Annotated in this window: 20 protein-coding genes; 12 read left to right on the top strand and 8 right to left on the bottom strand. The window is 62.6% G+C overall.

Annotation, left to right across the window (positions count from 1 at the left end; translation table 11 throughout):
- Positions 1 to 2 precede the first annotated feature (2 nt).
- The gene (locus RE4_RS00375) at positions 3 to 1550 is read left to right on the top strand and encodes an ATP-binding cassette domain-containing protein (protein WP_060937781.1); all 1548 of its coding nucleotides are present in this window, start codon (positions 3 to 5) and stop codon (positions 1548 to 1550) included.
- An 89-nt stretch (positions 1551 to 1639) separates the two neighbouring features.
- Here the strand turns inward: RE4_RS00375 and RE4_RS00370 are convergent, their stop codons facing one another.
- The 3 genes from RE4_RS00370 to RE4_RS00360 form a co-directional block, all read right to left on the bottom strand.
- Positions 1640 to 2101, bottom strand: coding sequence for an Rv1352/Rv1906c domain-containing protein (locus RE4_RS00370; RefSeq protein ID WP_020971217.1), 462 nt, complete (start codon positions 2099 to 2101; stop codon positions 1640 to 1642).
- A 222-nt stretch (positions 2102 to 2323) separates the two neighbouring features.
- Positions 2324 to 3409, bottom strand: coding sequence for an ABC transporter substrate-binding protein (locus RE4_RS00365; RefSeq protein ID WP_060937780.1), 1086 nt, complete (start codon positions 3407 to 3409; stop codon positions 2324 to 2326).
- A gap of 74 nt (positions 3410 to 3483) precedes the next feature.
- Positions 3484 to 4314 (bottom strand): siderophore-interacting protein, encoded by an 831-nt coding sequence (locus tag RE4_RS00360; protein ID WP_060937779.1) that lies wholly within the window; start codon positions 4312 to 4314, stop codon positions 3484 to 3486.
- Positions 4315 to 4483: 169 nt separating this feature from the next.
- Between RE4_RS00360 and RE4_RS00355 the strand changes: the two genes are divergently transcribed.
- Positions 4484 to 6070 carry a helix-turn-helix domain-containing protein gene (locus RE4_RS00355; protein WP_060937778.1) on the top strand — a complete coding sequence of 529 codons (1587 nt, stop codon included), beginning with the start codon at positions 4484 to 4486 and terminating at the stop codon, positions 6068 to 6070.
- A 30-nt stretch (positions 6071 to 6100) separates the two neighbouring features.
- Here RE4_RS00355 and RE4_RS00350 read toward each other — a convergent pair whose 3' ends face one another.
- A complete protein-coding gene (locus RE4_RS00350) occupies positions 6101 to 6415 on the bottom strand; it encodes a hypothetical protein (RefSeq protein WP_042953267.1) in 315 nt (104 codons plus the stop codon).
- Between the two features lie 174 nt (positions 6416 to 6589).
- Here RE4_RS00350 and RE4_RS00345 point away from each other — a divergent pair, with 174 nt between their 5' ends.
- Positions 6590 to 7705 (top strand): agmatine deiminase family protein, encoded by a 1116-nt coding sequence (locus RE4_RS00345; protein WP_060938232.1) that lies wholly within the window; start codon positions 6590 to 6592, stop codon positions 7703 to 7705.
- Between the two features lie 36 nt (positions 7706 to 7741).
- A complete protein-coding gene (locus RE4_RS00340) occupies positions 7742 to 8314 on the top strand; it encodes a TetR/AcrR family transcriptional regulator (protein WP_046379538.1) in 573 nt (190 codons plus the stop codon).
- A 3-nt stretch (positions 8315 to 8317) separates the two neighbouring features.
- Here the strand turns inward: RE4_RS00340 and RE4_RS00335 are convergent, their stop codons facing one another.
- Complete coding sequence (locus tag RE4_RS00335) at positions 8318 to 8974, bottom strand: TetR/AcrR family transcriptional regulator (protein WP_021333340.1); 657 nt, start codon at positions 8972 to 8974, stop codon at positions 8318 to 8320.
- A 167-nt stretch (positions 8975 to 9141) separates the two neighbouring features.
- Between RE4_RS00335 and RE4_RS00330 the strand changes: the two genes are divergently transcribed.
- From RE4_RS00330 to RE4_RS00305, 6 genes are read left to right on the top strand one after another with little or no spacing between them, the layout of a single operon-like run.
- Complete coding sequence (locus RE4_RS00330; protein ID WP_020971222.1) at positions 9142 to 10530, top strand: flavin-containing monooxygenase; 1389 nt, start codon at positions 9142 to 9144, stop codon at positions 10528 to 10530.
- Positions 10527 to 11681, top strand: a complete 1155-nt coding sequence (locus RE4_RS00325) for a serine hydrolase domain-containing protein (protein WP_060937777.1) — start codon at positions 10527 to 10529, stop codon at positions 11679 to 11681. The genes RE4_RS00330 and RE4_RS00325 overlap by 4 nt, the downstream gene beginning before the upstream one ends.
- On the top strand, positions 11678 to 12718 hold the full coding sequence (locus RE4_RS00320) for an NAD(P)-dependent alcohol dehydrogenase (protein WP_020909584.1): 1041 nt from the start codon (positions 11678 to 11680) through the stop codon (positions 12716 to 12718). Before RE4_RS00325 ends, RE4_RS00320 begins: the two co-directional genes overlap by 4 nt.
- A 19-nt stretch (positions 12719 to 12737) precedes the next feature.
- Complete coding sequence (gene casG / locus RE4_RS00315) at positions 12738 to 14399, top strand: steroid-24-oyl-CoA synthetase (protein ID WP_060937776.1); 1662 nt, start codon at positions 12738 to 12740, stop codon at positions 14397 to 14399.
- Positions 14396 to 16141, top strand: a complete 1746-nt coding sequence (locus RE4_RS00310; protein WP_060937775.1) for an N-acyl-D-amino-acid deacylase family protein — start codon at positions 14396 to 14398, stop codon at positions 16139 to 16141. Before casG ends, RE4_RS00310 begins: the two co-directional genes overlap by 4 nt.
- On the top strand, positions 16131 to 16919 hold the full coding sequence (locus tag RE4_RS00305) for an SDR family NAD(P)-dependent oxidoreductase (RefSeq protein ID WP_020971227.1): 789 nt from the start codon (positions 16131 to 16133) through the stop codon (positions 16917 to 16919). The genes RE4_RS00310 and RE4_RS00305 overlap by 11 nt, the downstream gene beginning before the upstream one ends.
- Positions 16920 to 16921: 2 nt before the next feature.
- On the opposite strand, the gene RE4_RS00300 is transcribed toward RE4_RS00305, so the two are convergent.
- The 3 genes from RE4_RS00300 to RE4_RS00290 all read right to left on the bottom strand — a co-directional run bounded on the left by RE4_RS00300 (position 16922) and on the right by RE4_RS00290 (position 19264).
- Entirely contained in the window at positions 16922 to 17401 is a 480-nt protein-coding gene (locus tag RE4_RS00300; protein WP_046379544.1) for a carboxymuconolactone decarboxylase family protein, read from the bottom strand.
- Entirely contained in the window at positions 17398 to 18522 is a 1125-nt protein-coding gene (locus RE4_RS00295) for an NAD(P)H-dependent amine dehydrogenase family protein (RefSeq protein ID WP_019745892.1), read from the bottom strand. Before RE4_RS00295 ends, RE4_RS00300 begins: the two co-directional genes overlap by 4 nt.
- Before the next feature lie 61 nt (positions 18523 to 18583).
- Positions 18584 to 19264 carry an NUDIX hydrolase gene (locus RE4_RS00290; RefSeq protein WP_047889437.1) on the bottom strand — a complete coding sequence of 227 codons (681 nt, stop codon included), beginning with the start codon at positions 19262 to 19264 and terminating at the stop codon, positions 18584 to 18586.
- A 78-nt stretch (positions 19265 to 19342) separates the two neighbouring features.
- Between RE4_RS00290 and RE4_RS00285 the strand changes: the two genes are divergently transcribed.
- Together RE4_RS00285 and RE4_RS00280 are read left to right on the top strand one after the other, a co-directional pair.
- A complete protein-coding gene (locus tag RE4_RS00285; protein WP_060937774.1) occupies positions 19343 to 21265 on the top strand; it encodes an O-acetyl-ADP-ribose deacetylase in 1923 nt (640 codons plus the stop codon).
- Positions 21266 to 21535: 270 nt separating this feature from the next.
- Positions 21536 to 22678: an Ig-like domain-containing protein gene (locus RE4_RS00280; protein ID WP_046379547.1), complete on the top strand. Its 1143-nt coding sequence runs from the start codon at positions 21536 to 21538 to the stop codon at positions 22676 to 22678.
- Positions 22679 to 22706: the final 28 nt, after the last annotated feature.

Here is a 22706-nt window from a genome sequence, read left to right as displayed (position 1 = left end):
TAATGAACAGCGCCAATGCAGCCCGTCGCCGCTTGATCACCATCGGAGTCGGTTGGGTGTCCGTTGCTGTCCTCGAGGCGATCGCGTACACCACCCTCGCCCTCTCGATCGCTGATCACCGGTCGCCGGTTCTCGTGCTGGCCACGGCCGCAATCGCTCTCTTCGTGACCGTCCTGGTCTCGCGGGGTGGTTACTTCACCGGGGCTCGACTCGTCGGCGATCTCTACGATGCGCTCGGCGACGCCTTCGCCCGCACCAAGCTGTCGTGGTTCACCGACGACAACCGGGCGCTGCTCGCCACCGTCGCCGGGCGCGGAATCCCGTCACTGATGAGCGTTCCCGCGCACCAACTTCAGACCTTCCTCGTTACGCCACTGATACCGCTGCTCCTACTTCCTGGAGTCGCGGTCGTCGCGGGGCCCGGCGTTATGCTGCTCGTCGGCGGTCTGCTCGCCGTGTCGCTCGCGGCTCAGACGCTCGCCCAACGCGCTCTCAGCCGAGCGGACGCGCGCCGGCACGAGGCCGAACTCGCAGCAACGCAGTCGACTCTCGAGCTCACCGATCATCTCGAATTACTGCGCACGGCAGCCGGTCCCACACGTTCCGTCGAACGTATCGAGCGAAGTTGGCGGGATCAGGAAACCGCGCTTGCACGGACCAATCTCGCCGCGGCACCAGCGACATTCATCTCGGCGATCGCCACCATTGTGCCGCTGGCAGGCGCAGTGATCTTCCTCGCCGCCACCGGATTCGACGATCCCGCAGCCGCTCTCGCGCTCGTCATCCTCACCGCCCGCGCCGCTGCCCCGCTCGACGAACTCGCTCTGGCCGGAATCGGAGTCAATGAACTGCGTGCAACGGTTCGCGATTATCGGGCCGCGACTTCGGCTCCCGCACTACCCGAGCCCGCGTCCCAGGACGCCGCGCTCCTTGTTGGAACTGACATCAAGGTCGTAGGAGTGGACCACGCTCCGGTTCTGCGCGGCATCAACGCGGAGATCCCCGCAGGGGAGCGTGTTCTCGTCGCAGGGCGCTCGGGTACGGGGAAGAGCACCCTTCTCGGGCTGCTCATGCGCTTCGACGACCCGGACCAAGGCAGCGTCACTCTGGGTGGAGTTTCATTGCGCGACTTGCCATATGACGACCTGGCTACTCACATCGGCTACGTGCCACAAGATCCACTCGTGTTCTCGGGCACGCTCGGCGAGAACATCGGACTGGGAAGACCGGGCGCTACCGAAACCGAGATCGAGGACGCCGCAAGGCGCGCTGCCCTCGGCGCCGTTCTCGACCGCTCGGCGCTCGGCATTCATCAGGACATCGGTCACCAGGGAACCGCTCTCTCCGGTGGCGAACGTCAGCGGGTGGCGATCGCTCGTGCCTTCCTCAAAGACGCTCCCGTCCTGGTGCTCGACGAGGCTACTTCGGCTCTCGACGAGGGCACCGAGCGCCGCATCGCCGGCGCCGTGCGGGAAGTGGCGGCTACCGTCTTCGTCGTCACCCACCGCGACCCCGCCATCTGGGAGCCCACCCGCACGATCACGCTCTGACATAGCGTTCCCCACAGCCAGGCCTGCGTCGACGCGGCCTGGCGGATCCAGCGAAAGCCTCTGCCCTGCAGCGCGACCGGTCCTTCGAATCAGCTTCCCGTGAGCACCAGCGCGGGGAGCATTGACGAGCCGATGGCGGCCGACCCAATACCTAAGGGGATGAGCGCCGACATCATGTTTCGGTAATCAACGGCTTCGATGGGTGGAAGCCCGGGGATGGGATTGGGAACTGGAGCGTGGCGTTCCCAAGCCCCGCATCGGTCGGAGGTGAAGCTGGTGTCGCCCCACATGATTTCTATCGTTTCTGGTCCACCGCCGAAGTTGTTTTGAATGATGTCTCGGCCGTAGCCCGTCCGTTCCCAGTAGCAGGACCGTCCGCCGGAAGTACTCCACAGGCCGGGCAGCATCTGGCCTTCGCCGCTGCCGACACGGTAGGTGCCATCAGCACCAGCGGGGATATAAGTGCCCGCGTTCGCGACACCGCCACCCACAAAGATCAAACCGGCAGATGCTGTGGCACACAACAGTGACCCGACTAACTTGTTCTTCACTGACTCTCCCAATACTCGCAAACTTGACCAGCGAACCTTAGGCGACCGACCGGTCGGATCGCGCACACCTGCCCGAATTGTGAAGTATTTCACCCCTCAGTGAACGAAGCCCTCGACGATCACGCCCAGCGCCGACCCCGTGTTATCACTGCGACACGAACAACCCGTCGCCACACAATCATGTGGCGACGGGTGGGTGCTTTCCGTTCTCCAGTTGTCCGTCTACAGCTTCGCGCTGACGAGCGGCACGATATGTTCAGCCGCCCACGTCGTTCCGATCGGGCCACCGCTCGTGATTGCCCACAGAACATCCCCGCCGTCGGCGGTGCGAGGAGGCAGGCCAACCCAATGACCGGAGGACACAGCGCCGAGTGCTTGGAAGAGCTTCCCGCCGGTCAGCTTGTCGAAATCCTCTTCGCTGCCGGCGGCACTGCGACCGATCAGCAGGAAATCCGCATCGATGTTCTCGAGAAGTTCCTCTCCGACCGTGCTCTGGGTGACGAACTCCTTCGCACGCGGATTCTCGGCGAAACCAAGCTCACCCAGGAATGTTGCCGGCGCCGAACCTGGCGCTGAAAGATACTGCAACCCATTGCCCGTGCCGTAGAAGATCGCCCAAGTCGCAGTCAGACCCGCGAGTTGCGGGTTTTCCTCACGCACTTTGGCGAAGTACTGATCATGCTCTGCCACAACCTTTTCAGCCGCATTCGAGAGATCGAGGGTCTCGCCCAGAACACGGATCGACTCCTTCCACGGCACGAGCATCCGCGACTTTGTGTCGGGGCTCGTCACCACCGGTGCGATGGAGGACAAACGCTCGTAGTAATCACCCATGGACAAACCACCCAGGCCGTCAGCCCAGCCGACGGCGACGATGAGGTCCGGTTCGCTCGCGGCGATCGCTTCGACGGGAAGTGTTCCGCCCATCGCGAACTCGAAGGTGTCGAGATTCTCTGCGTCGTAAGGCAACAAGTACGACTGGGAAGCCGATTCCTTCACCATCGACGAGGAGAGGACAGGTTTGACGCCGAGCGCGAGGAGCATTTCCGTGTCGACGGCGTTGGGCACGATGGCGGCGATCCGCTCCGGTCGCTTCTCGAGAATACTTGTACCGTATGGCGATTCCAGGGTCAGCGGGTAGGTGGTCGTTCCTTCCGCAGCGGGCAGGGCGTTCCCCTCCGAACCGGGAGAGGATGCCGTTTTCGAGTCTTCGGCCGAGGCCGAGCACCCGGTTACGAGGAGCGCTGCGGCGAGCGCGGCCCCGATCAGTCCGGTGATCCGTGATCGTCTGGTGCGCAGGACTGTCATTTCTGCCTTTCGGTGTTATCGAGCACTTTCGGTGTTGCTGAGGTGAAGGGTGTTGGGTGAGCGATGGAGCCAGGTCAGGAATCTGCGCGCACGGCCCCGCCGCGTTTCCAGTAGCCGGTGAAATCGATGTCGGTCTTCACAATTCCTCGATCACGAATCAAATGACGACGAAGCGAGCGAACCGTCGCCTGTTCGCCTGCAAGCCACGCGGATACGCGTCCGTCAGACCATTCGACAGCACTGACCGCGTCGAGCAACAAAGTAGTGGCGCCGGGCTCGGCCCCCTCGCGCGGCAACCACGTGACACTCACCCCGGACAACTCGCGCACCGATTGGATGTGAGCCGAGTCCGCAATTTCGACGAACACATGCCCCCTGGCATCGGCGGGCAATTCCTCGAGCAGACGTGCGATCGCCGGCAACGCGGTCTCGTCACCGACGGCCAGCAGATACTCGTGATCTTCCGGGAGTCCCTGCGATACAGAGGGGCCCGCGATGTGCATTCGGTCGCCCGGGCTGGCGTCCCGCGCCCAGGTGGTAGCCACTCCGTCGCCGTGAACGACGAAATCGACGTCGAGTTCCCTTGTTTGCGGATCGTAGCGGCGCACGGTGTATGCGCGGGCAAGCGGACGGCGCCCCGCAGCGAAAGTCACACTGCCGTCGACCATTACCGGCAGGACCGGGTCGGTTTCGCCGGGGTAGGTGAACAGCAACCGGATGTCGTCGTCGAAGCCCGTACTCGCGAAGGCGGGTTCGGCAATTCCGTCGGCGTTGGTGAAGGTGTCGAGTTGGGCTCCGGTGAGCGTCACTCTCCGCATGCCCGGCGTCACCTCTGTCACCCGATGTACCTCGAGTTCACGCAAGGTAACGGGGTACGCCGTTGTCGGACGGGTGTTTCGGGGCACGGAAAGTCTCCTCGGAAGCGCACAGACGGGGGTCCGGCCCACGTTCGCACGACGGGAGGGCCAATAAATAAAGCTAGCCTGCCCTAATCAGTTAGGGTTATCCGTGCGTGCCGACTTCTTACACTCATCGGTCGGCTGGAAGAGAATGCATCGACGTCGGGAGGGCATCGTGGGACCACGGCTGGTGTTCCCCGCAGGCGAAGTCCCCGAGATCCCCGCTGCTCGGCTCGCCTCGACCGCGAATGAACGCGAGCCACTGCTGTTCTGGGTACATACCGGGCGCGCAGAATTGCAGATCAGCGGCCGTACCCGCAGTGTGACTGCGGGGGCGGCAATCTGGGTACCGGCGGGAATCGCGTACAGCATCCGGGTCGATCCGGGCGCGGTCGCATTTCCCATCCCACTGCCCGCGGCCGACCTGCCGCCCGCGTTGAACCGGGTCATCGACTTCGAGATCCCAGCAGACTGGCAGGACTGGCTCGTCCACCAATTCGCGCACAACTTGGGATTTCTTCGGGGTGAGACGGCAGCGGGAGCCGGACTGATCGAGCTTGTCGCGGGTGTTCACTCCGACGGGGACGACAACTCCCCGTCATACTCGCCACCGCGCTTGCCACGCTCGGCCGAAACCCTCGAGATCGCACGCACGCTGCTGCGGACGCCATCCGACGACACCGAACTTTCCCGGTTCGCCCAGCAACTCAAGATCGGTGTCCGCACCCTGCAGCGCCGATTCACCGAGGAAACGGGATTGTCATTCGTGCGCTGGCGTACTTCGGCCCGGATCGCGGCAGCGACCTCATATCTGGCCGCCGGCCGCGAAATCGGCTGGACGGGTAGCCAGGTCGGCTTCGCGACACCCGCGGGCTTCACCCGCGCCTTCCGAGAACACACCGGCATGACACCCACCGACTACGCACGCGCCAACCGGCGCCCGACGCCGCCCCGTGAAGACGAGACCCTGGCACAGGGCGTTGCATTGCTGTCCGAAGAAGGCGCCCGGTCAGGATCGGCACCAGCACCCCCGACGATCCCCGCAAGTGGAACGTGGGCACGGGTCAACGACTTTCACGTCGTTGTCTGGATCTACCGAGGCTCCGCCCGGGTCACTTTCGGCGACCGAACCTGGAATCTGAGACGGGGTGACGCGATGTGGCTTCCCGCTGGAGTGCGCAACAGCGTCGAGATCGCCGAAGGCTCTTTGTTACTTCCCCTCGGATCCCAGCCGGGTGCCTCTCCCGTCACCGCACCGCCCCCACGTGTGCTGCACTTCGCGCGCGAAGCGCAGGCGTATCTGCTGCACACGGTGGTCGCGAATTACACCCACCTGCGCCCCGAGATCCACGACCCCGCCCGGATCGCGAGGCTGATTCGAAGTGCCGCGGCAGCACCCCTACCCAGCGGCGATCAGGCCGATCCAGTCGAAACGATCCTTGCCGCACTCCGGGAGAACCCCGCCGATTCGCGCACGCTGCCGGATTGGAGCGCTCGGCTCGGCGTCGACGAGGACATGCTCCTCAAAGACTTCGTAGCGGCCACCGGCCAGAGCTTCCCGCGCTGGCGCGGTCAGTTGCGGATGACCCTCGCCCGCGCTTATCTCGAGGAGGGCCTCGCGGCCGGAGAGACTGCCCGTCGACTCGGATACGCGCACGCGTCCGGATTCACCAAGGTCTTCATCGCGGCTCACGGCATGTCGCCCCGGGACTACCAGCGCCGCGGATGGCGAGGAACGGTCGAAGGACTCATCGACTCGTGACCTTCCGTCGGATAATTCCTTCAGTTCCCACTACACGAACAGTGCGGCAGCCATTCCGGCAAAAACCAGCGAGATGGCAAACAAGTAGAGACGCAGAATACTGCGGTACCTCTTGCGAGCATGCTCCACTTCATACGAGCTACTCAGCGTTCGGAAGAGAACTATGAGCATCAGAGCGACGGCTGTGAACAGTGTGACCACGATGACCCAGTCCGTCGTGGTTTCCACTGGCGCTTTGCCATCGTCGCGAATTGCCCACTGAGCCAAAAAGTTCAATAAGAACCCCAAGATGATGCCAAGCGAAGTCACCATCGGCTGGCGGGTATCCCGAATGTCATCGTTCATGATCACTACTTTCTTGACTAAATTTTCAGTCAGGAGCTAGTCTCTGTGCAAGCAAGTGAGCGCCAGACGCACCTGGTGTGATCGAACAGTAGCTGGATGTTGCCCCACTCGCGCGCGATGAACAGATTTCTCGAAGACCACACGAGCCCGCGAGAAGCAGAAGGAGTCACCGCAATGCACAGACGTCGGTTCATACAGGCAGGCGCAGCCGCGCTCAGTGGCCTCTTCCTGGCAGGTTGCGGCGATTCCGACTCAGCCTCGGGCGGGAGCAATGGCAGCGACGATCTTCGCGAGTGGGTGATGCCGGAAGAGGGCGATCCGCACAAGCGCACCTGGATGGCGTTCGGCGCCAGTGAAGCGATCTGGGGAGCCGCCCTCCTGCCCGAGGTCCAGCGCAACCTCGCGACGATCGCGCAGACTATCGCGCAGTTCGAGCCCGTCTCGATGCTTGTCTGTTCCGAGGAACTGGACTTGGCACGAACCCTCGTCGGCCCATCGGTCGAACTGATCGCCGCCCCTCTCGACGACCTCTGGATGCGCGACACCGGCCCCGTATTCGTGAAAGGCAACGGGACCAAAGCGGGTATCGATTTCAACTTCAACGGTTGGGGCGAGAAGCAGGATTTTGATCAGGACGGCCAAGTCGCAGCGTTTGTCGCCGCCCGCGCGGGAGTCGAATCATTGCCTACCGACCTGATCCTCGAAGGCGGCGGCATCGAGGTCGACGGCGAAGGAACAGCCATCATCACCGAAAGCTGCGTCCTCAACAACAACCGCAACCCGGGATGGTCGAAGTCGGACGTCGAAGCCGAACTCGGTCCCCTGCTCGGCCTCGACAAGATCATCTGGCTACCGGGAATCGCAGGCAAGGACATCACGGACGGCCACACGGACTTCTACGCCCGCTTCGCGCGACCAGGCGTCGTGGTCGCAGGCCTCGACACGGATCCGGAGTCCTTCGACCACGACGTGACCGCACGCCACCTCGAGATTCTCGAGAACGCGACCGACGCCCAGGGGCGGAAGCTGGAAGTGGTTGTTCTCGAGGCACCTGTTTCGATCAGGCCGCAGTTCGAATCAGATGATTTCGCAGCCGGATACATCAACTTTTACGTGTGCAACGGAGCAGTCATCGCCCCTGAATTCGGTGATCCCGAGGCCGACCAGGCTGCCAGAAGTGAATTGGAGCGCCTCTTCCCCGACCGTCGCGTCGTGCAGATCAACATCGACGCCATTGCCGCCGGTGGTGGCGGCATTCACTGCACCACCCAGCAGGAACCTGCGGACTAGAAGCCCGTCCCGACCACCCTCGTAGAATTCGGACTCGTGTCGAACCGTCAAACGGAAATCTTGGAAGCGGCAGTCCGCGTCATCGCCCAGCACGGCGTGCGCGGGCTGAGAGTGGAAACGCTCGCCGCCGAGGCGGGGGTGTCGACCGCGCTGATCTACTACCACTTCCAGAACCGCGCCGGTGTGCTGCGCCGGGCCCTCGATCACATCAACGATCGCGCCGCGCTGTACACCGAGGATGCCTTCACGGAAACAGACCCGCGCGCGCAGCTCGACCAGATGCTCCTGCTGGAGTTTCAGAACTCGCCGAAGATTCGCGAAAACAGCATTGCATGGGGCGAACTTCGGGCAAGCGCCGTCTTCGCAGACGAGCTACGCGAATCACTACGTACCACAACGCAGAAATGGGCAGACGACGTCGAATCCTTGATCCGGCAAGCTCAGGACGTCGGCCTCGCTGATCCGAAGGCAAGCCCGGCCGACGCCGCCGAACGACTCACTGCACTGGTCGAAGGCCTGAGTGAACGCTGGCTGAGCGGCTCGATTTCCATCGAACGAGCAAGAGAACTCCTCATCGGTGCGATCAGCGTGGAGATCGATCCGAGCTAGCCCCTACCGCTCGTCGCCGCCCTTGGATTCCGGCGACAGGGCCGGGAACCAGATGTCGGTCAGAACCTCGGCCGCCTGCATCCGAGTCACGTCGATCGTCCCCTGCACGGCCCAGCGTGTGAAGAATCGCTCCAGCTGGCTCACGAGCAATTCGACGCGCAACCTCGCCTCGTCATGCTGTTCCACCGGCCACCGACCCAGATACTTGGGCATGGCATTCGGCAGTTCGGTCATACCGTCTCGCGCTGTCTCGCGGAACTCCGGTTCGAGTGCCACGGCCTCGTCCCACGCCGGCAGCAGGCGCTTGTTCTCGTCGAACCAGTCGAAGGCACGCTCCAGCCATGCGGTGAACTCCACGCGAGAGTTCGTGTCGAGGACCCGATCGAGATCGATGTAGAAAGCGAACGCACTCGCCGCCATCCCGGCCGCGCCGATCGTCTTGAGCATCTCCACCTTGCTGGCGAAATGCACGTAGAACGTGGCTCTACTGCATCCGACGACCGAGGAGATGTCGTCGACCGTGACAGCCGCGTATCCCCGTTCCTCGAACAGAGTGCGTGCGGCGTCCACGAGTTTGGCCCGCGTCGCGCGTTTCTGCTCGTCGCGAAGGGTTCCCCGCCTGTTCTTCGGGCCATCGGTAGTCGTGCTCACGTCGCCCACCTTGCTCGCATTTCGACTTCCTGGCAAATCACCGACTCACCGTCATCAAAAAACATTGCGTCATTCATTGACACATCGTCAGCGAATGGCGCACTATGACTCAAGTCACTTCTCGGGCTTCGATTCTTCTTCGCGCACGCCCGAGACAGAACAGAAAGCGATGGCGAATGAGCCCCTCCCCCTTGCCGAGCGTCTGCATCATCGGCGCCGGGCCTACCGGAATCACGACGGCCAAGCGAATGAAGGAATTCGGAATACCCTTCGACTGCTACGAAGCGTCCGACGAGGTCGGCGGAAACTGGTACTACAAGAACCCCAACGGAATGTCGGCCTGCTACCAGAGCCTGCATATCGACACGTCGAAGTGGCGCTTGGCATTCGAGGACTTCCCGGTCTCTGCCGACCTTCCCGATTTCCCCCACCATTCCGAACTCTTCCAGTACTTCAAGGACTACGTCGAGCATTTCGGCCTGCGTGAGTCGATCATCTTCAACACCAGTGTTGTTGCCGCAGAGCGTGATGCAAACGGACTGTGGACCGTCACGCGCTCGGACGGCGAAGTCCGTACCTACGACGTCCTGATGGTCTGCAATGGTCACCACTGGGATCCCAACATCCCGGATTACCCAGGCGAGTTCGACGGCGTCCTCATGCACAGCCACAGCTACAACGACCCGTTCGATCCGATCGACATGCGCGGCAAGAAAGTAGTCGTGGTCGGAATGGGGAACTCCGGCTTGGACATTGCTTCCGAACTGGGGCAGAGATACCTCGCCGACAAGCTCATCGTCTCGGCGCGCCGCGGCGTGTGGGTGTTGCCGAAATACCTGGGCGGCGTGCCGGGAGACAAACTGATCACCCCGCCCTGGATGCCTCGGGGGCTGCGCCTGTTCCTGAGTCGTCGATTCCTCGGCAAGAACCTGGGAACCATGGAGGGCTACGGACTACCCAAGCCGGACCACCGCCCCTTCGAGGCACATCCGTCAGCCAGTGGCGAGTTCTTGGGACGCGCCGGGTCCGGCGACATCACCTTCAAGCCGGCGATCACCAAACTCGACGGAAAGCAGGTTCATTTCGCCGACGGCACCGCCGAGGACGTCGACGTGGTCGTCTGCGCCACCGGCTACAACATCAGCTTCCCCTTCTTCGACGACCCGAACCTGCTGCCGGACAAAGACAACCGTTTCCCACTCTTCAAACGCATGATGAAGCCCGGAATCGACAACCTCTTCTTCATGGGACTGGCTCAGCCCATGCCGACGCTCGTCAACTTCGCCGAGCAGCAGAGCAAGCTCGTTGCCGCCTACCTGACCGGGAAATACCAACTGCCGTCCGCGAACGAGATGCAGGAGATCACCAAGGCCGACGAGGCGTACTTCCTCGCCCCCTATTACAAGTCACCGCGCCACACCATTCAGCTCGAGTTCGACCCGTACGTCCGCAACATGAACAAGGAAATTGCCAAGGGCACCAAGCGTGCCGCGGCCTCGGGGAACAAACTACCTGTTGCGGCGCGTGCAGCAGCACACGAACTCGAGAAGGCGGATCGCGCATGAGCACGGTGAACGGTCACTGCAACAACGAGTTCGAAGCCGTCCGCACCGCCTTCGAGGCGCAACTCGAATCCGGTGAGGAGTTGGGTGGCTCCATCGCCATCACCGTCGACGGAGAAGCCGTAGTAGACATCTGGGGCGGATACGCCGACGAATCCCGTACCACTCCTTGGGGCCCGGACACCATCGTCAACACCTTCTCCATCACCAAGACCATGACGGCTCTGTGTGCGCTCCTGCTGGTCGAACGCGGCCAATTGGACGTGTACCAGAAGGTTGCTCACTACTGGCCCGACTTTGCGGTAAACGGCAAGGAAGACATCGAAGTTCGCCACCTTCTGTCGCATACGTCTGGCGTCTCCGGTTGGGAGCGCCCGATCGAGCTGAAGGACATCTACGACCTCGAGACGTCCACCGCTCGCCTCGCTACCCAGAAGCCTTGGTGGACCCCAGGTACGGCGTCGGGCTATCACGCGATCAACTACGGCCATCTCGTCGGTGAGGTCATTCGTCGCATCGACGGTCGGACCCTCGGCAGGTTCTTTGCCGAAGAGCTTGCCGGTCCACTGGGAGCCGACTTCCACATCGGTACGTCCGCAGAGCATTTCGGTCGAATCGCCACCATGGTTCCGCCGCCCGCGTTGGAGTTCGACCTGTCCACGCTCGACCAGGACAGCATCTTCATCAAGACCCTGACCTGCCCACTGCTCGACTACCCCGAGGTCAACACCGCGCCCTGGCGGGAGGCCGAGATCGGCGCAGTCAACGGCCACGGCAACGCACGTTCTATCGCTCGGATCCAATCCGTGATCTCGAACGGTGGTGTGCTCGACGGCCAGAAGCTGCTCTCGCAGAGCACCATCGACCTGATCTTCGAGATCCAAGCCGACGGTATCGACCTCGGGATCATGACTCCGCTCAAGTTCGGCATCGGATACGGACTGCCGCACCCGGATACCGCACCCCTGGTTCCCGACGGACGCGCCTGCTGGTGGGCCGGTATCGGCGGCTCGATGCTGGTCAACGATCTGGACCGCCGGATGACTTTCGCCTACGTCATGAACAAGATGGCACCCGGTCTGATCGGGTCCGACCGCAGCAACGCCTATCTGAGCGCTGCGTACAACTCCGAGATCAGCGAGGTCAGTTCATGAAGGCAGCTCAGCTCATGGGGCCTGGTCTCCTCGAGATCAACGACGTGCCGATCCCCGAGATCAGTCCATCGGAACTGCTGATTCGGGTGGGCGCAGCGGGAATCTGCCACTCCGATCTGCATCTCCTGCACTTTCCGTACAAGATGCGCGAAGAACCGCTGACCATCGGCCACGAAATTGCCGGAACGATCGAAGCCGTCGGGAGTGGCGTCGACGGCCGTTCCGTCGGAGAGCGTGGCGTCGTCTACCTGTGCTGGTCCTGTGGACAGTGCCGAGAATGCATGAGCGGCAACGAGAACATGTGCCTCGCCGCTGGACGCACCGCGATGCCGCCCTGCCCCGGGCTCGGTCCCGAAGGCGGAATGGCCGAGTACGTCAAGATCCCGGCTCGCTCCTTCGTACCCATCGGAGACCTCGACTTCCTGCAGGCCGCACCGCTCGCCGATGCAGCACTGACGAGCTACCACGCCATTCGCGGCGCACGCGAACATCTCCAGCCCGGTGCCACCGCCGTCGTGATCGGCGTCGGCGGACTCGGTCACGTTGCAGTACAGATACTTCGCGCAATCAGTGCCGTGCGCATCATCGCCGTCGATGTCGGACAGGATCAACTCGATCTCGCCAAACGGTGCGGCGCCGACATCACGCTCGAATCGGGACCGGACACCGCGCAGCACATCCTCGACCTCACGTCGGCCAGAGGCGCAGAAGTCATCTTCGACTTCGTCGGTATCGACGCAACGGCACAGATGTCCGTTCAAGCGGTTGCGCCGAACGGCGCGTATCGCATGGTGGGTCTCGGAGGCGGAAACCCGGGAATCACAGCCGAAGCTGCCGGCGGACCGGGCTGGCCGTGGGGTGCATCGATCCGGAAGTCCTATGGCGGCACCAGAAACGACCTCGTCGATTCCATCGCCCTGGCACAGGCCGGTCTGGTAACGGTAGAAGTAGCCCGCTTCGACCTCGCTGATGCCCGCGACGCACTCGACCGTCTCGAACACGGCAAGGTCACCGGACGCGCAGTGCTCGTACCCTAATCTTCGAAAGGCACTTCACGTGACTACTTCCGCTGATACACAAGCATTCATCGCGTCCGTCATGGCTGGGCTGACCGGCCCTGGTGGTCCTTTCGAGATGCAAGTCGAGGATGTACTCGGCAGCTCGATGCCCGTCATGAAGAACCGTGACAAGGCACTCGGCGACGTGCTCGCTGCATCCTTCGATTGCGGATCACGCGACTACCTGGTGACCAAGGACCGACGCTTCAGCTACCTCGAGCACGGCGAGGCCGTAGCAGCATTGGCCACTGCGCTGCGCGAGCGTTACGGCGTTCGCAAGGGCGATCGGGTGGGCATCCTCGCCGCCAATACGCCGGAATGGGTGATGACCTTCTGGGCGGCTCAGTCGCTTGGCGCCATCGCCGTCGGGTTCAACTCGTGGTGGGTGGCCCGTGAAGTGCAGTACGGCATCGATCACACCACTCCCACCGTGGTGATCGCCGACGCCAAACGCGCACAAGTTCTTTCCGAAGTGAACACGGATGTTCCCGTGCTCACGATGGAAGAAGATCTACCGGCCTTGATGGAGAAGTATTCGGGTTCGGCACTGCCCCGCACGTCCGTCGACGAGGACGATCCGGCCGTCATTCTTTACACGAGCGGAACCAGCGGCCGCCCCAAGGGAGCTGTTCACACTCATCGAAACGTGTTGGCCGTCATCGACTACCACCGCTACAGCGATCGCCTCGCTGCGGCATTCACCGGCCGACCCAGTGACGGCCGACCCAGTGACTTGCGGTATCTGCTGACCGCGCCGCTGTTTCACATTGCAAGCCTGCATAACCTGGCGATCCCACGACTCGCAACGGGCGGAGCGGTGGTCATCCACCAGGGCGCCTTCGACGTCGACGAAGTCCTTTCCCTTGTCGAACGCGAGAAGGTCACCAACTGGGCGGTGGTCCCCACCATGGCAACCCGTCTCCTCGAACATGGCAGTCTCGAGAAGTACGACCTGACCTCACTGAGCGCCTTTGCACTCGCGTCTGCGCCGTCATCTCCGGCCTTGCAGGACCGCCTGCGCGCACGACTGCCTTTTGCGCAGCACACCTTGGTCGACAGCTACGGGCTCACCGAATCCTCCACCGGCATTTCGGTTGCCACGCCACCAGAACTCGCCGCGTTCCCCGGAACTCTCGGACGACCCATCATCGGTGTGAGTGTGGAGGTCCGTGATCCATTCGGTGTTGCGGTTCCCGACGGCGAGGAGGGCGAAATCTGCGCTCGCAGTCCGTATGTGATGTCGGGATACTGGAACGACGAGACTGCGACTGCTGCCGCCATCGGTCCCGACCGATGGCTCCGAACCGGCGACTTCGGAGTTCTCGAAGACGGCCGACTCCGCCTGACGGGCCGCCGGTCCGATCTGATCCTGCGCGGCGGCGAGAACGTCTACCCTCTCGAAATCGAGCAGTGCATCGACGAGCATCCCGCGGTACTCGAATGCGCTGTGATCGGCATTGATTCGGCAGACCTCGGTCAAGAAGTGGCGGCCGTTGTCGTTCTTCGCAGTGAGCGAGCGGCGACCGAAGAAGAACTACGCGACTATGTCGCCGAACGACTGGCCTACTTCAAGGTGCCGGTGAAGTGGAAACTGAGCACAACTCCTCTGCCTCGCAATGCAACCGGGAAGACGATACGCGCAAAGGTGGCTATCTCATGACCTACGACGCCGTGATCAACAACGGTCTGTGGTTCGACGGCACCGGGGCGAAACCAGCTGTCCGCAATCTGGGTATCAGCGGCGGGCTGGTCACTGCCATCTCCCTCGATCCACTCGACGAAACCGACTGTCCCCGTGTCATCGACGCGCGGCGCAAGTGGGTGATCCCGGGCATCGTGGACATCCACACTCACTACGACGTCGAGATCCTCGAAGGCCCGGCGCTGAGCGAATCTCTCAGACACGGGGTCACGTCGATCTTTGTCGGATCGTGTTCCCTGTCCACCATTCACGCCAGCCCGTCGGACGCCGGCGACCTTTTCGGCCGCGTCGAAGCTATTCCACGCAAGCACGTCGTCGAAGCACTCACGCGGGCCAAGACCTGGAACTCCGCGAGAGAGTATGTTGCTGCGCTCGAGGCGCTTCCGCTAGGTCCCAATGTTGCAGCCTTCATCGGACACTCCGACATGCGAGCCGCCGAGATGGGACTGGATCGTGCTACCCGGAAGGACGTGCACCCCACCGACACCGAACTCGCGTCGATGGAAGCACAGTTGACCGAAGCTCTCGACGCAGGATTCGTCGGGATGTCCAGTCAGCAATTGTTGTTCGACAAACTCGACGGTGAGACCTGCCGCTCACGCACGCTGCCGTCGACGTATGCAACCACGAAAGAACGACGCCGACTCAATGCGATCCTGCGCCGCCGAGGACGGGTATTTCAGGCCGGACCTGACCTCTCCAACCCGATGAGTACCGGAGCTATGGCGTTCTCCAGCGCGGGTATCTGGCGTAAGCGACTCAAGACGAGCATGCTTTCGGCGGCCGACATCAAGTCCAACAAGTTGGCCGTGGTGATCCTCGGCCCACTGGCACACTTGGTCAATCGACTCGGCGGCGACCTGCGCTGGCAGCACCTGCCAGTTCCCTTCGAGGTATATGCCGACGGCATCGACCTGGTTGTCTTCGAGGAGTTCGGATCCGGCGCTGCAGCACTGCATCTGACCGACGAGATGGAACGCAACGTCCTGATGCAGAGTGAGAAGTACCGTCGACAGTTCCGCAAGGACTACGATCAAAAATTCGGCGTCAAAGTCTGGCACCGCGACTTCTTCGACGCCGAAATCGTTTCCTGCCCCGACGAATCCCTTGTCGGCAAGAGCTTCGGGCAGGTCGGTGTCGAACGAGGCGGCCTCCACCCTGTCGATGCATTCCTGGATCTGGTCCTCGAACACGGCACGAAAGTGCGTTGGCGCACAACCATCTCGAACCACCGACCGGAGATTCTGGACAAGTTCGCCCAGGACAACGGTGTCCAACTCGGGTTCTCCGACGCCGGAGCGCATTTGCGCAACATGGCGTTCTACAACTTCGGCTTACGACTACTACGACGTGTCTACGATGCCCAAAAGGTCGGCCGTCCCTTCATGACCGTCGAGGCAGCGGTGCATCGCCTCACCGGCGAACTCGCCGAGTGGTACGACGTCGATGCCGGGCACCTTCGATTAGGTGACCGCGCCGATCTGGTTGTGATCGATCCCGCCCATCTCGACGATTCACTCGAGACGTACGCCGAAAGTCCGGTCGCGGAGTACGACAACCTCTCCCGCATGGTCAATCGCAACGATCAGACCGTCACCGCAGTGTTCGTCGGCGGCGAGTACGTCTTCGGCCACGGAGAAGCAGCACCCGTTCTCGGCAACCGCCGAACCGGAAAGTTCTTGAAAGCAGGTGCCCATTAACACGTCCAGATTTGCCGGCAAAACCGCGGTTGTCACCGGCGCAGCATCAGGTATCGGTGCAGCCATCGCACTACGACTTATCGGCGAAGGCGCACAGGTAGCCGGAATAGACATCGATGCAGAGGGTTTGAAGGAGATAGCCTCCCAGCACAGCGCGTCTTTCCTCGCCGTTCCCGCTGACGTCACCAAGGAGTCCGATGTTGCCGAGGCTATTGCCGCTGCGGCAGCGGAATTCGGCGGTATCGATCTGGCTTTCAACGTTGCCGGGGCGTCGCGGGTTGGGCAGATCGTCGACCTCGACGAGGCCGACTGGGACTTCACCATCGACCTGGTGCAGAAGGGCGTCTTCCTCTGCACCAAACATGAAGCGCGGCATATCCGAGAGCATGGTCGCGGTGGTGCGATAGTCAACGTGTCCTCATTGAACGCGCACGTGCCGAGCCCCTATGGGAGCGCGTACGCGACAGGCAAAGCCGGGGTCGAGATGTTCAGCAAGAATGCCGCGATCGAACTCGCTGCGTCGGGGATCCGGGTCAATGCCGTTCTACCCGGCCTGGTCGACACGCCACTGGTCGCGCCGGTCATGAACTACGAACCCGCCCGCGACATGTTTCTCAGCCGAATCCCCATGTCCCGAGCGGCAACTCCCGACGAGATCGCGGGCCCCTGCCTCTATCTCGCCAGCGACGACGCCTCGTACATCACCGGAACCAGTCTGGTCGTCGACGGCGGCTGGGAGGTCTCGAACTACCCGGATCTGACGACGCTGGGCAACTAGGTTCAGTTGCCGGGCAACACACATTGAGTATCGAGGCCGAGGACGTGGTTGAGCCGGCCGAAGGCCAACCACGATCCGAGGCACATACTCAACTCGACGATTTCTCGCTGGGAGTAGTGAGCTGTCATACGTTCCCAGAACTCGTCGTCGAGCCCGTGGTGGTCGAGGGCGTACCTCTCGGCGTATTCGGCAGCGAGGCGCGTCCTGACGTCGAAGGCATCTGTGGTGCGCCAGTCGGTGACAGCCTGATCGAATGTCGACTCCACAGTCTCGCCGTCACGCTCGGTGCGCCAGTCCTGACAGAAGATGCACCCGTTGATCTGAGCGATCCGAAGCCTGGCCGCCTCGAACTCGCGGAGTCCGAGAGTGCCGTCCGTGTAGACCTTTTGGGAGAACCCGGCGGCCGCGGGCCCGATGCCGGGAACCATCTCGCCCCACACGTAGCCGATCGGGTTCTTGCCTTCGGGTATGTCGATATTCATGTGAGTACCTCCGAGTTTCGGGCACCGAGCTTGCCGACGCCGGGTGTGAGCGGAACGTCCAGCGCGTCGTAGAGGCCGGGTTCAGCCTTACGTAGCCACGGAATTGCGTTGACGAGACGTCCTACGGCCGTGGCATTTCCACCGGCCGCGCGGTTTCCACCTTCATCGGTGGCTTCGACGTTGATCTCGATTCGTGGTCGTCCTTCGACGATCACCTTGTGCGCGCCGTCGCCTCCGTCTGGCGGGAGCGGCCAGTCGCGGGCACAGGACGGATGAATACGCGTGACGTGTTCGATCACGATCAGGGGTTCCCCGCCGACGATTCCCTGAACCTCGAATCGCAGTGCGCCTTGGGTGCCGGCCGCGAACTCCCCCATATGTTCGGTCGACACGGTTTCCTCGAGCGGGCGGCGCAGCAAGGTCTCGCGGATCTCGTCGAGTTCCACCCCGAGCGCTCGGGCGATGAGCCGAATCTGCCCGCCCCAGACCATGGTGGGAACACTGGGCGCGACCATCGGAGGTTCGTAGTCCATCGGCTGACCCATCCCGATCAGGTAGCGGACAGAATCCGGCTGTTCGTAGGTCGTGTAGTCGAAGATTTCCTGACACCGGATCTGGTCGATTGTCCCCGCGAGCCCGCTGACGAGAATCGGCAGGATGTCGTTGCCCCAGCCTGGGTCGATACCGGAGACGAACAGAGCGCCGCCGCCCGCCTTGGCTGCAGCTTCAACGGGATCACGAAGTTCGGGAGGCGCAGATTTCGGGTCGTACAGCGCATATACCGACGGCGTGACCACTACAGCTCCAGCGGCCAGCGCCCGCGTGATGTCGGCAACAGCGTCATCGGGCCGAATGTCGCCGGACGCCGCGTAGACCACCGCGCCGGGGGACGCTGCGAGCACGGCATCGGCGTCGTCGGTAGCCGCGACGCCCAGGTGCACTCCCAGATCCGCGAGGTCACCGGCGTCTCGCCCGACCTTTGCAGGGTTGGCAACGATGACGCCGACAAGTTCGAGGGCCGGATTGGCTGTCACAGCGCGAATCGATGCACGCCCGACGTTGCCGGTACCCCACACGACAGTCGGAATCTTGGACTCGGCTTCATTCGAAACTGCACCCATCAATCGGACATTACCCAGCTCAGCGCGTCAGGTCAGCAGAACTGCAAGAATTCGTTTCACTTCATCCGGTCAAAAATGCCATTGCCTGCGCAGTCAGTGCACCGTCACCCCGCCTCCGGTACGTCTCGGCGGGTCGGCCGTTACCTGGCCTGCTCATCTCGCCGGTACTTTCGAGCGCGTCGAACACCTGCCGGCGGAAGCTGTCCTTCTGGAACGGACGATCGAAGATCACCTCGTACAGTCCCCGAAGTTCGGCGACGGTGAACGTCCCGCCCGACAATCCGTCCGGATCCACGTACGACGCATACCTCGTGCGTAGGTCCGTGACCGCGAGTCGCACCATGTCGGCGTGATCGAATGCGAGTCCGCTCACTGCCTCGTCGTCGTACACATCGACGAGAAGCGCCGAATCGGGCAGTGCCGATTCCGGTAGGCAAGCCGTGTGTGCGACCGACAAAACCCATCCACGGTCGTCGCGGTCCGGTCGGTCGAAGATCGCCAACTGGTGAAAGCTCGTCTGGGCCAACTCTGCCTTGACCGACAGGGCACGATCGGCTGCGGCCGTGAGCAATTCGCGTTCGTGCAGAAATGTTCCCGGTAGCGCCAGCGCACCGAGACGGTGCCGAACCACCAGAACTTTCAGAGATCCACCGCTGTACGTCAGCACCGCGACGTCCACTGCCACAGACGGACGCGGATAGTCCGTCAATCGCTTGCCGCTCGTGTCTGTCCATTTATTCACCCTTGCATGTTATCTCAAATATGATCTATGGTTAGCGCAAAGTTGATCAAACGATCATCGCGAACCGAAGAGGTGGCTATGAAACTCACCGCACAGCAGTCCGATCGAGCGGCCGGCGTTCTGCTCGGCACCGCAGCAGGAGACGCACTCGGCGCCGGCTACGAATTCACCTATCCGAAGGCCGAGATCGACATCGACATGATCGGTGGCGGCCCGTTCAACTGGGCACCGGGAGAATGGACCGACGACACCTCGATGGCAGTTGCGATCGCCGAGGTGGCCGCTACCGGAATCGACATCGTAAGCTCTGGCGGTCTTGATGCCATTGCAGCACAGTTCATCCGGTGGTACGACTCGACGCCCGCGGACATCGGCAACCAGACGCGAGCAGTGTTGTCTGCCCGCTCCGAAAGCGCAGCGGCGATGGCGGATCGTGCGCGGGCGATCAGCGGCCGCAAGGCCGGCAACGGCTCGCTCATGCGGACTGCTCCCGTCGCCCTCTCCTACTTGGACGATGCAGAAGGTGCCAGGTCGGCAGCGCACCGGATCAGTTCACTCACGCACGACGACCCGCGTGCCGGACAGGCGTGCGAGTTGTGGACCCATGCCATCCGCCATGCCGTTGTCGCCGGCAACTTCGACGGTGTTCGCGGCTTCCTCTCCGTTGCCGATCAGGACGTCGCCGAATACTGGGGCCCGCTGCTCCATCAGGCCGAAACCGGGAACCCGCAGGACTTCTCCAAGAACGGTTGGGTGGTGCATGCACTTCAGACTGCTTGGTGGGCCATCACTTCCACGGACAATGCCGACGCTCGCCACCTCCAGTACGCATTGGAAGCAGCCGTACGAGCCGGCGGGGACACCGACACGACTGCGGCCATCGCGGGTGGCCTCCTCGGCGCCCGCTGGGGAGCGTCGGCGGTTCCCGCCCGCTGGCGCCGAATCATGCACGGCTGGCCGGGATACCGTTCCTCCGATCTGGTTCGCCTGGCGATCAAGACTGCTCGCGGCGGTACCGACGACAAGAACGGATGGCCGTCGACGGCAGAACTCGATTACTCGAAATTCCGCGGGACCCACCACCTGACCACACATCCGCACGACGACGGCGTCATGCTCGGCGGCGTCGATGCGGTGTCCACTGCAGACTACGACGCCGTGGTCAGCCTGTGCCGCATGGGAACACGGCAGGTCAGCTCCGATCACGTCGAGTTCTGGTTGGTCGACGACGGTCACGATTCCAACGCCAACCTCGAGTTCGTTCTCGACGACGCAGCGCGCACCGTCCAGGCGTTGCGGGCCGAGGGAAAGCGCGTACTCCTTCATTGCGTTCAGGCGCACAGTCGCACACCGTCGGTTGCGGCGCGATACTCGATGTTGATCGGACGTGACCCCTACGACGTACGCTCGGCTATGCCGTGGGCTCGCCCGAAGCGTGAACTCTGGAACACGGCAGTCGGAAACACAGCCGTCGGAAACACAGGAGGATCCATGCCCGCTATTACAGTCGTCGAAGGTGACATCACGACGCTGACCGTCGACGCCATCGTCAATGCGGCCAACTCCAGGCTCCTCGGCGGTGGCGGTGTCGACGGCGCGATCCACCGAGCCGGAGGACCGGAGATCCTGAAGGCCTGCGAGGTATTGCGCAACACCAGCCTTCCCGACGGCCTCCCGGTGGGTGCGGCCGTGGCCACCACCGCGGGAAAGCTCCACGCCAAGGCCGTGATTCACACCGTCGGCCCGAGGTATTCGCGCTCCGAGGACCGATCCGGATTGCTTCGGTCGGCGTACACCCGCAGTCTCGCCGTTGCCGACTCGATCGGCGCACGAACCGTCGCCTTTCCGTTGATCTCGGCAGGGGTTTACGGCTGGCCGAAGGAAGATGCGGTCCGACAGGCCGTTTCAGCGATTCGCACGGCGAAGACCGAGGTCGAGACGGTCACACTGGTCGCATTCAACAAGGAGACGGCAGAACTGATGCGCCGCGCGATCGCCTGACCGTTTACCGGGCCCACTTCACGCCACGTTAAAGCAGTGCAGAGCGGTCAGACAAGTGGAGAAATTTCGCCGGTTGGACGTTTGTCCAACAATTTGTCCGAATCGCATATTTCGCGGCTCGCTCTGTGTTCTACTCCTCTCCAGGGTTTGAGCTGGTGGTGAGCAAACGACGAAGACGTATTCGCTTCTCTGTCAGCTCGAGGCCGGTTCCCGGACCCGGCTTCAAGCCGAGAGCTCGATCTTTTCGAGCGCTACTCAAGGAGAATGTGAATGGTGTCGACGTTGATGCGCCGAGGAGTAGGGGTGGCCGCATCCTTGACCGGATGCGTTGCCCTGGTCGTCGGCGGAGCGGGAGTTTCATCCGCCGCTGATGTGAACCTTCCGTTCACGGCATCGTGTCACGGGTGGCAGTTCCCCGGTCCGATCACACACAACGAGACGCGTGATTCCGGCGTCACGATCAGTGCCCCGACCGTGGTTCCGCCGAACTCGACCTTCACCTACCGACTCGCCCCCAAGCCGATGACGGTCCCCAATGACGGCTACGACCTCAGGTCCGTCGTGAACTGGACACGTCTCAAGTTCGATTTCGACATCCCTGCAGGCACCTCTTACGTGGGGGCGCAGATCGTGGCCGGCACCAGCTCGAATCTGGGTGGGGTCGCCCCGACGATCACGCGGGTGAACGATGCCGGTTCACCCGATCCGAATGGGACGCATCTTCGTATCTCCGGCAACAACATCACGGCAGGCAACGGACCCAACACCGACGACAACGGCGGCGGCGGAATCGAGGTCGGTGGAGGAAAGACGTTCCAGCTCCCGGCAGTCGACGTCACCGTCACGTCAGGGGCTGTGGGAACCCAGATCAAGCCCATGCTCCGCGTTTCCGACACCAACTCCGGTTCCTACGACAGTGCCGCCAACTACCTGACCTTCCTGCAACAGGAAACCCTGCTCGGCGGCGTCAAATACTGGCTGACCACCAATTGCTCACCACGCGACAATCGTTCGGCCGGATTGAACGCAGGCGGCCAGCCGCTCGCCGTGATCAATGTCGACTCCAGCCTCGCTCAGACACAGACGCGAATCGACGCACCCGGTAAAGCTGTCGTCGGTGACTCCGTGGAACTGACGGCGACGGTCACTCCGTGGCCGTCGGGAGGAACAGTGCAGTTCCGTGACGGAGGGGTCGACCTCGGCGCTCCGGTGGCCGTCGTCAACGGCGTCGCGAAGGCCAACCGCACGATGACAACAGTGGGCGACCACAACATCACGGCGTACTACACGGGATCTGCAGGCTTCATGGAGTCGATGTCGGGCGCCGTGACGATCAACGTCGTCGAACCGTCCGAGCCCGAGCCGGGCACCGGTAGCCTCGGCAGCCTTGGTACCCCGGGATTCGGGTCGTGAAAACTGTGAACAGAAACCAGGATTCGTC

Origin of the sequence: Rhodococcus erythropolis NBRC 15567 (assembly GCF_001552595.1) — a bacterium.
Classification (GTDB): Bacteria; Actinomycetota; Actinomycetes; order Mycobacteriales; family Mycobacteriaceae; genus Rhodococcus_F; species Rhodococcus_F erythropolis.
The sequence above is the reverse complement of the archived record's forward strand: the minus strand, read 5'-3'. Positions and strand labels throughout refer to the sequence as shown.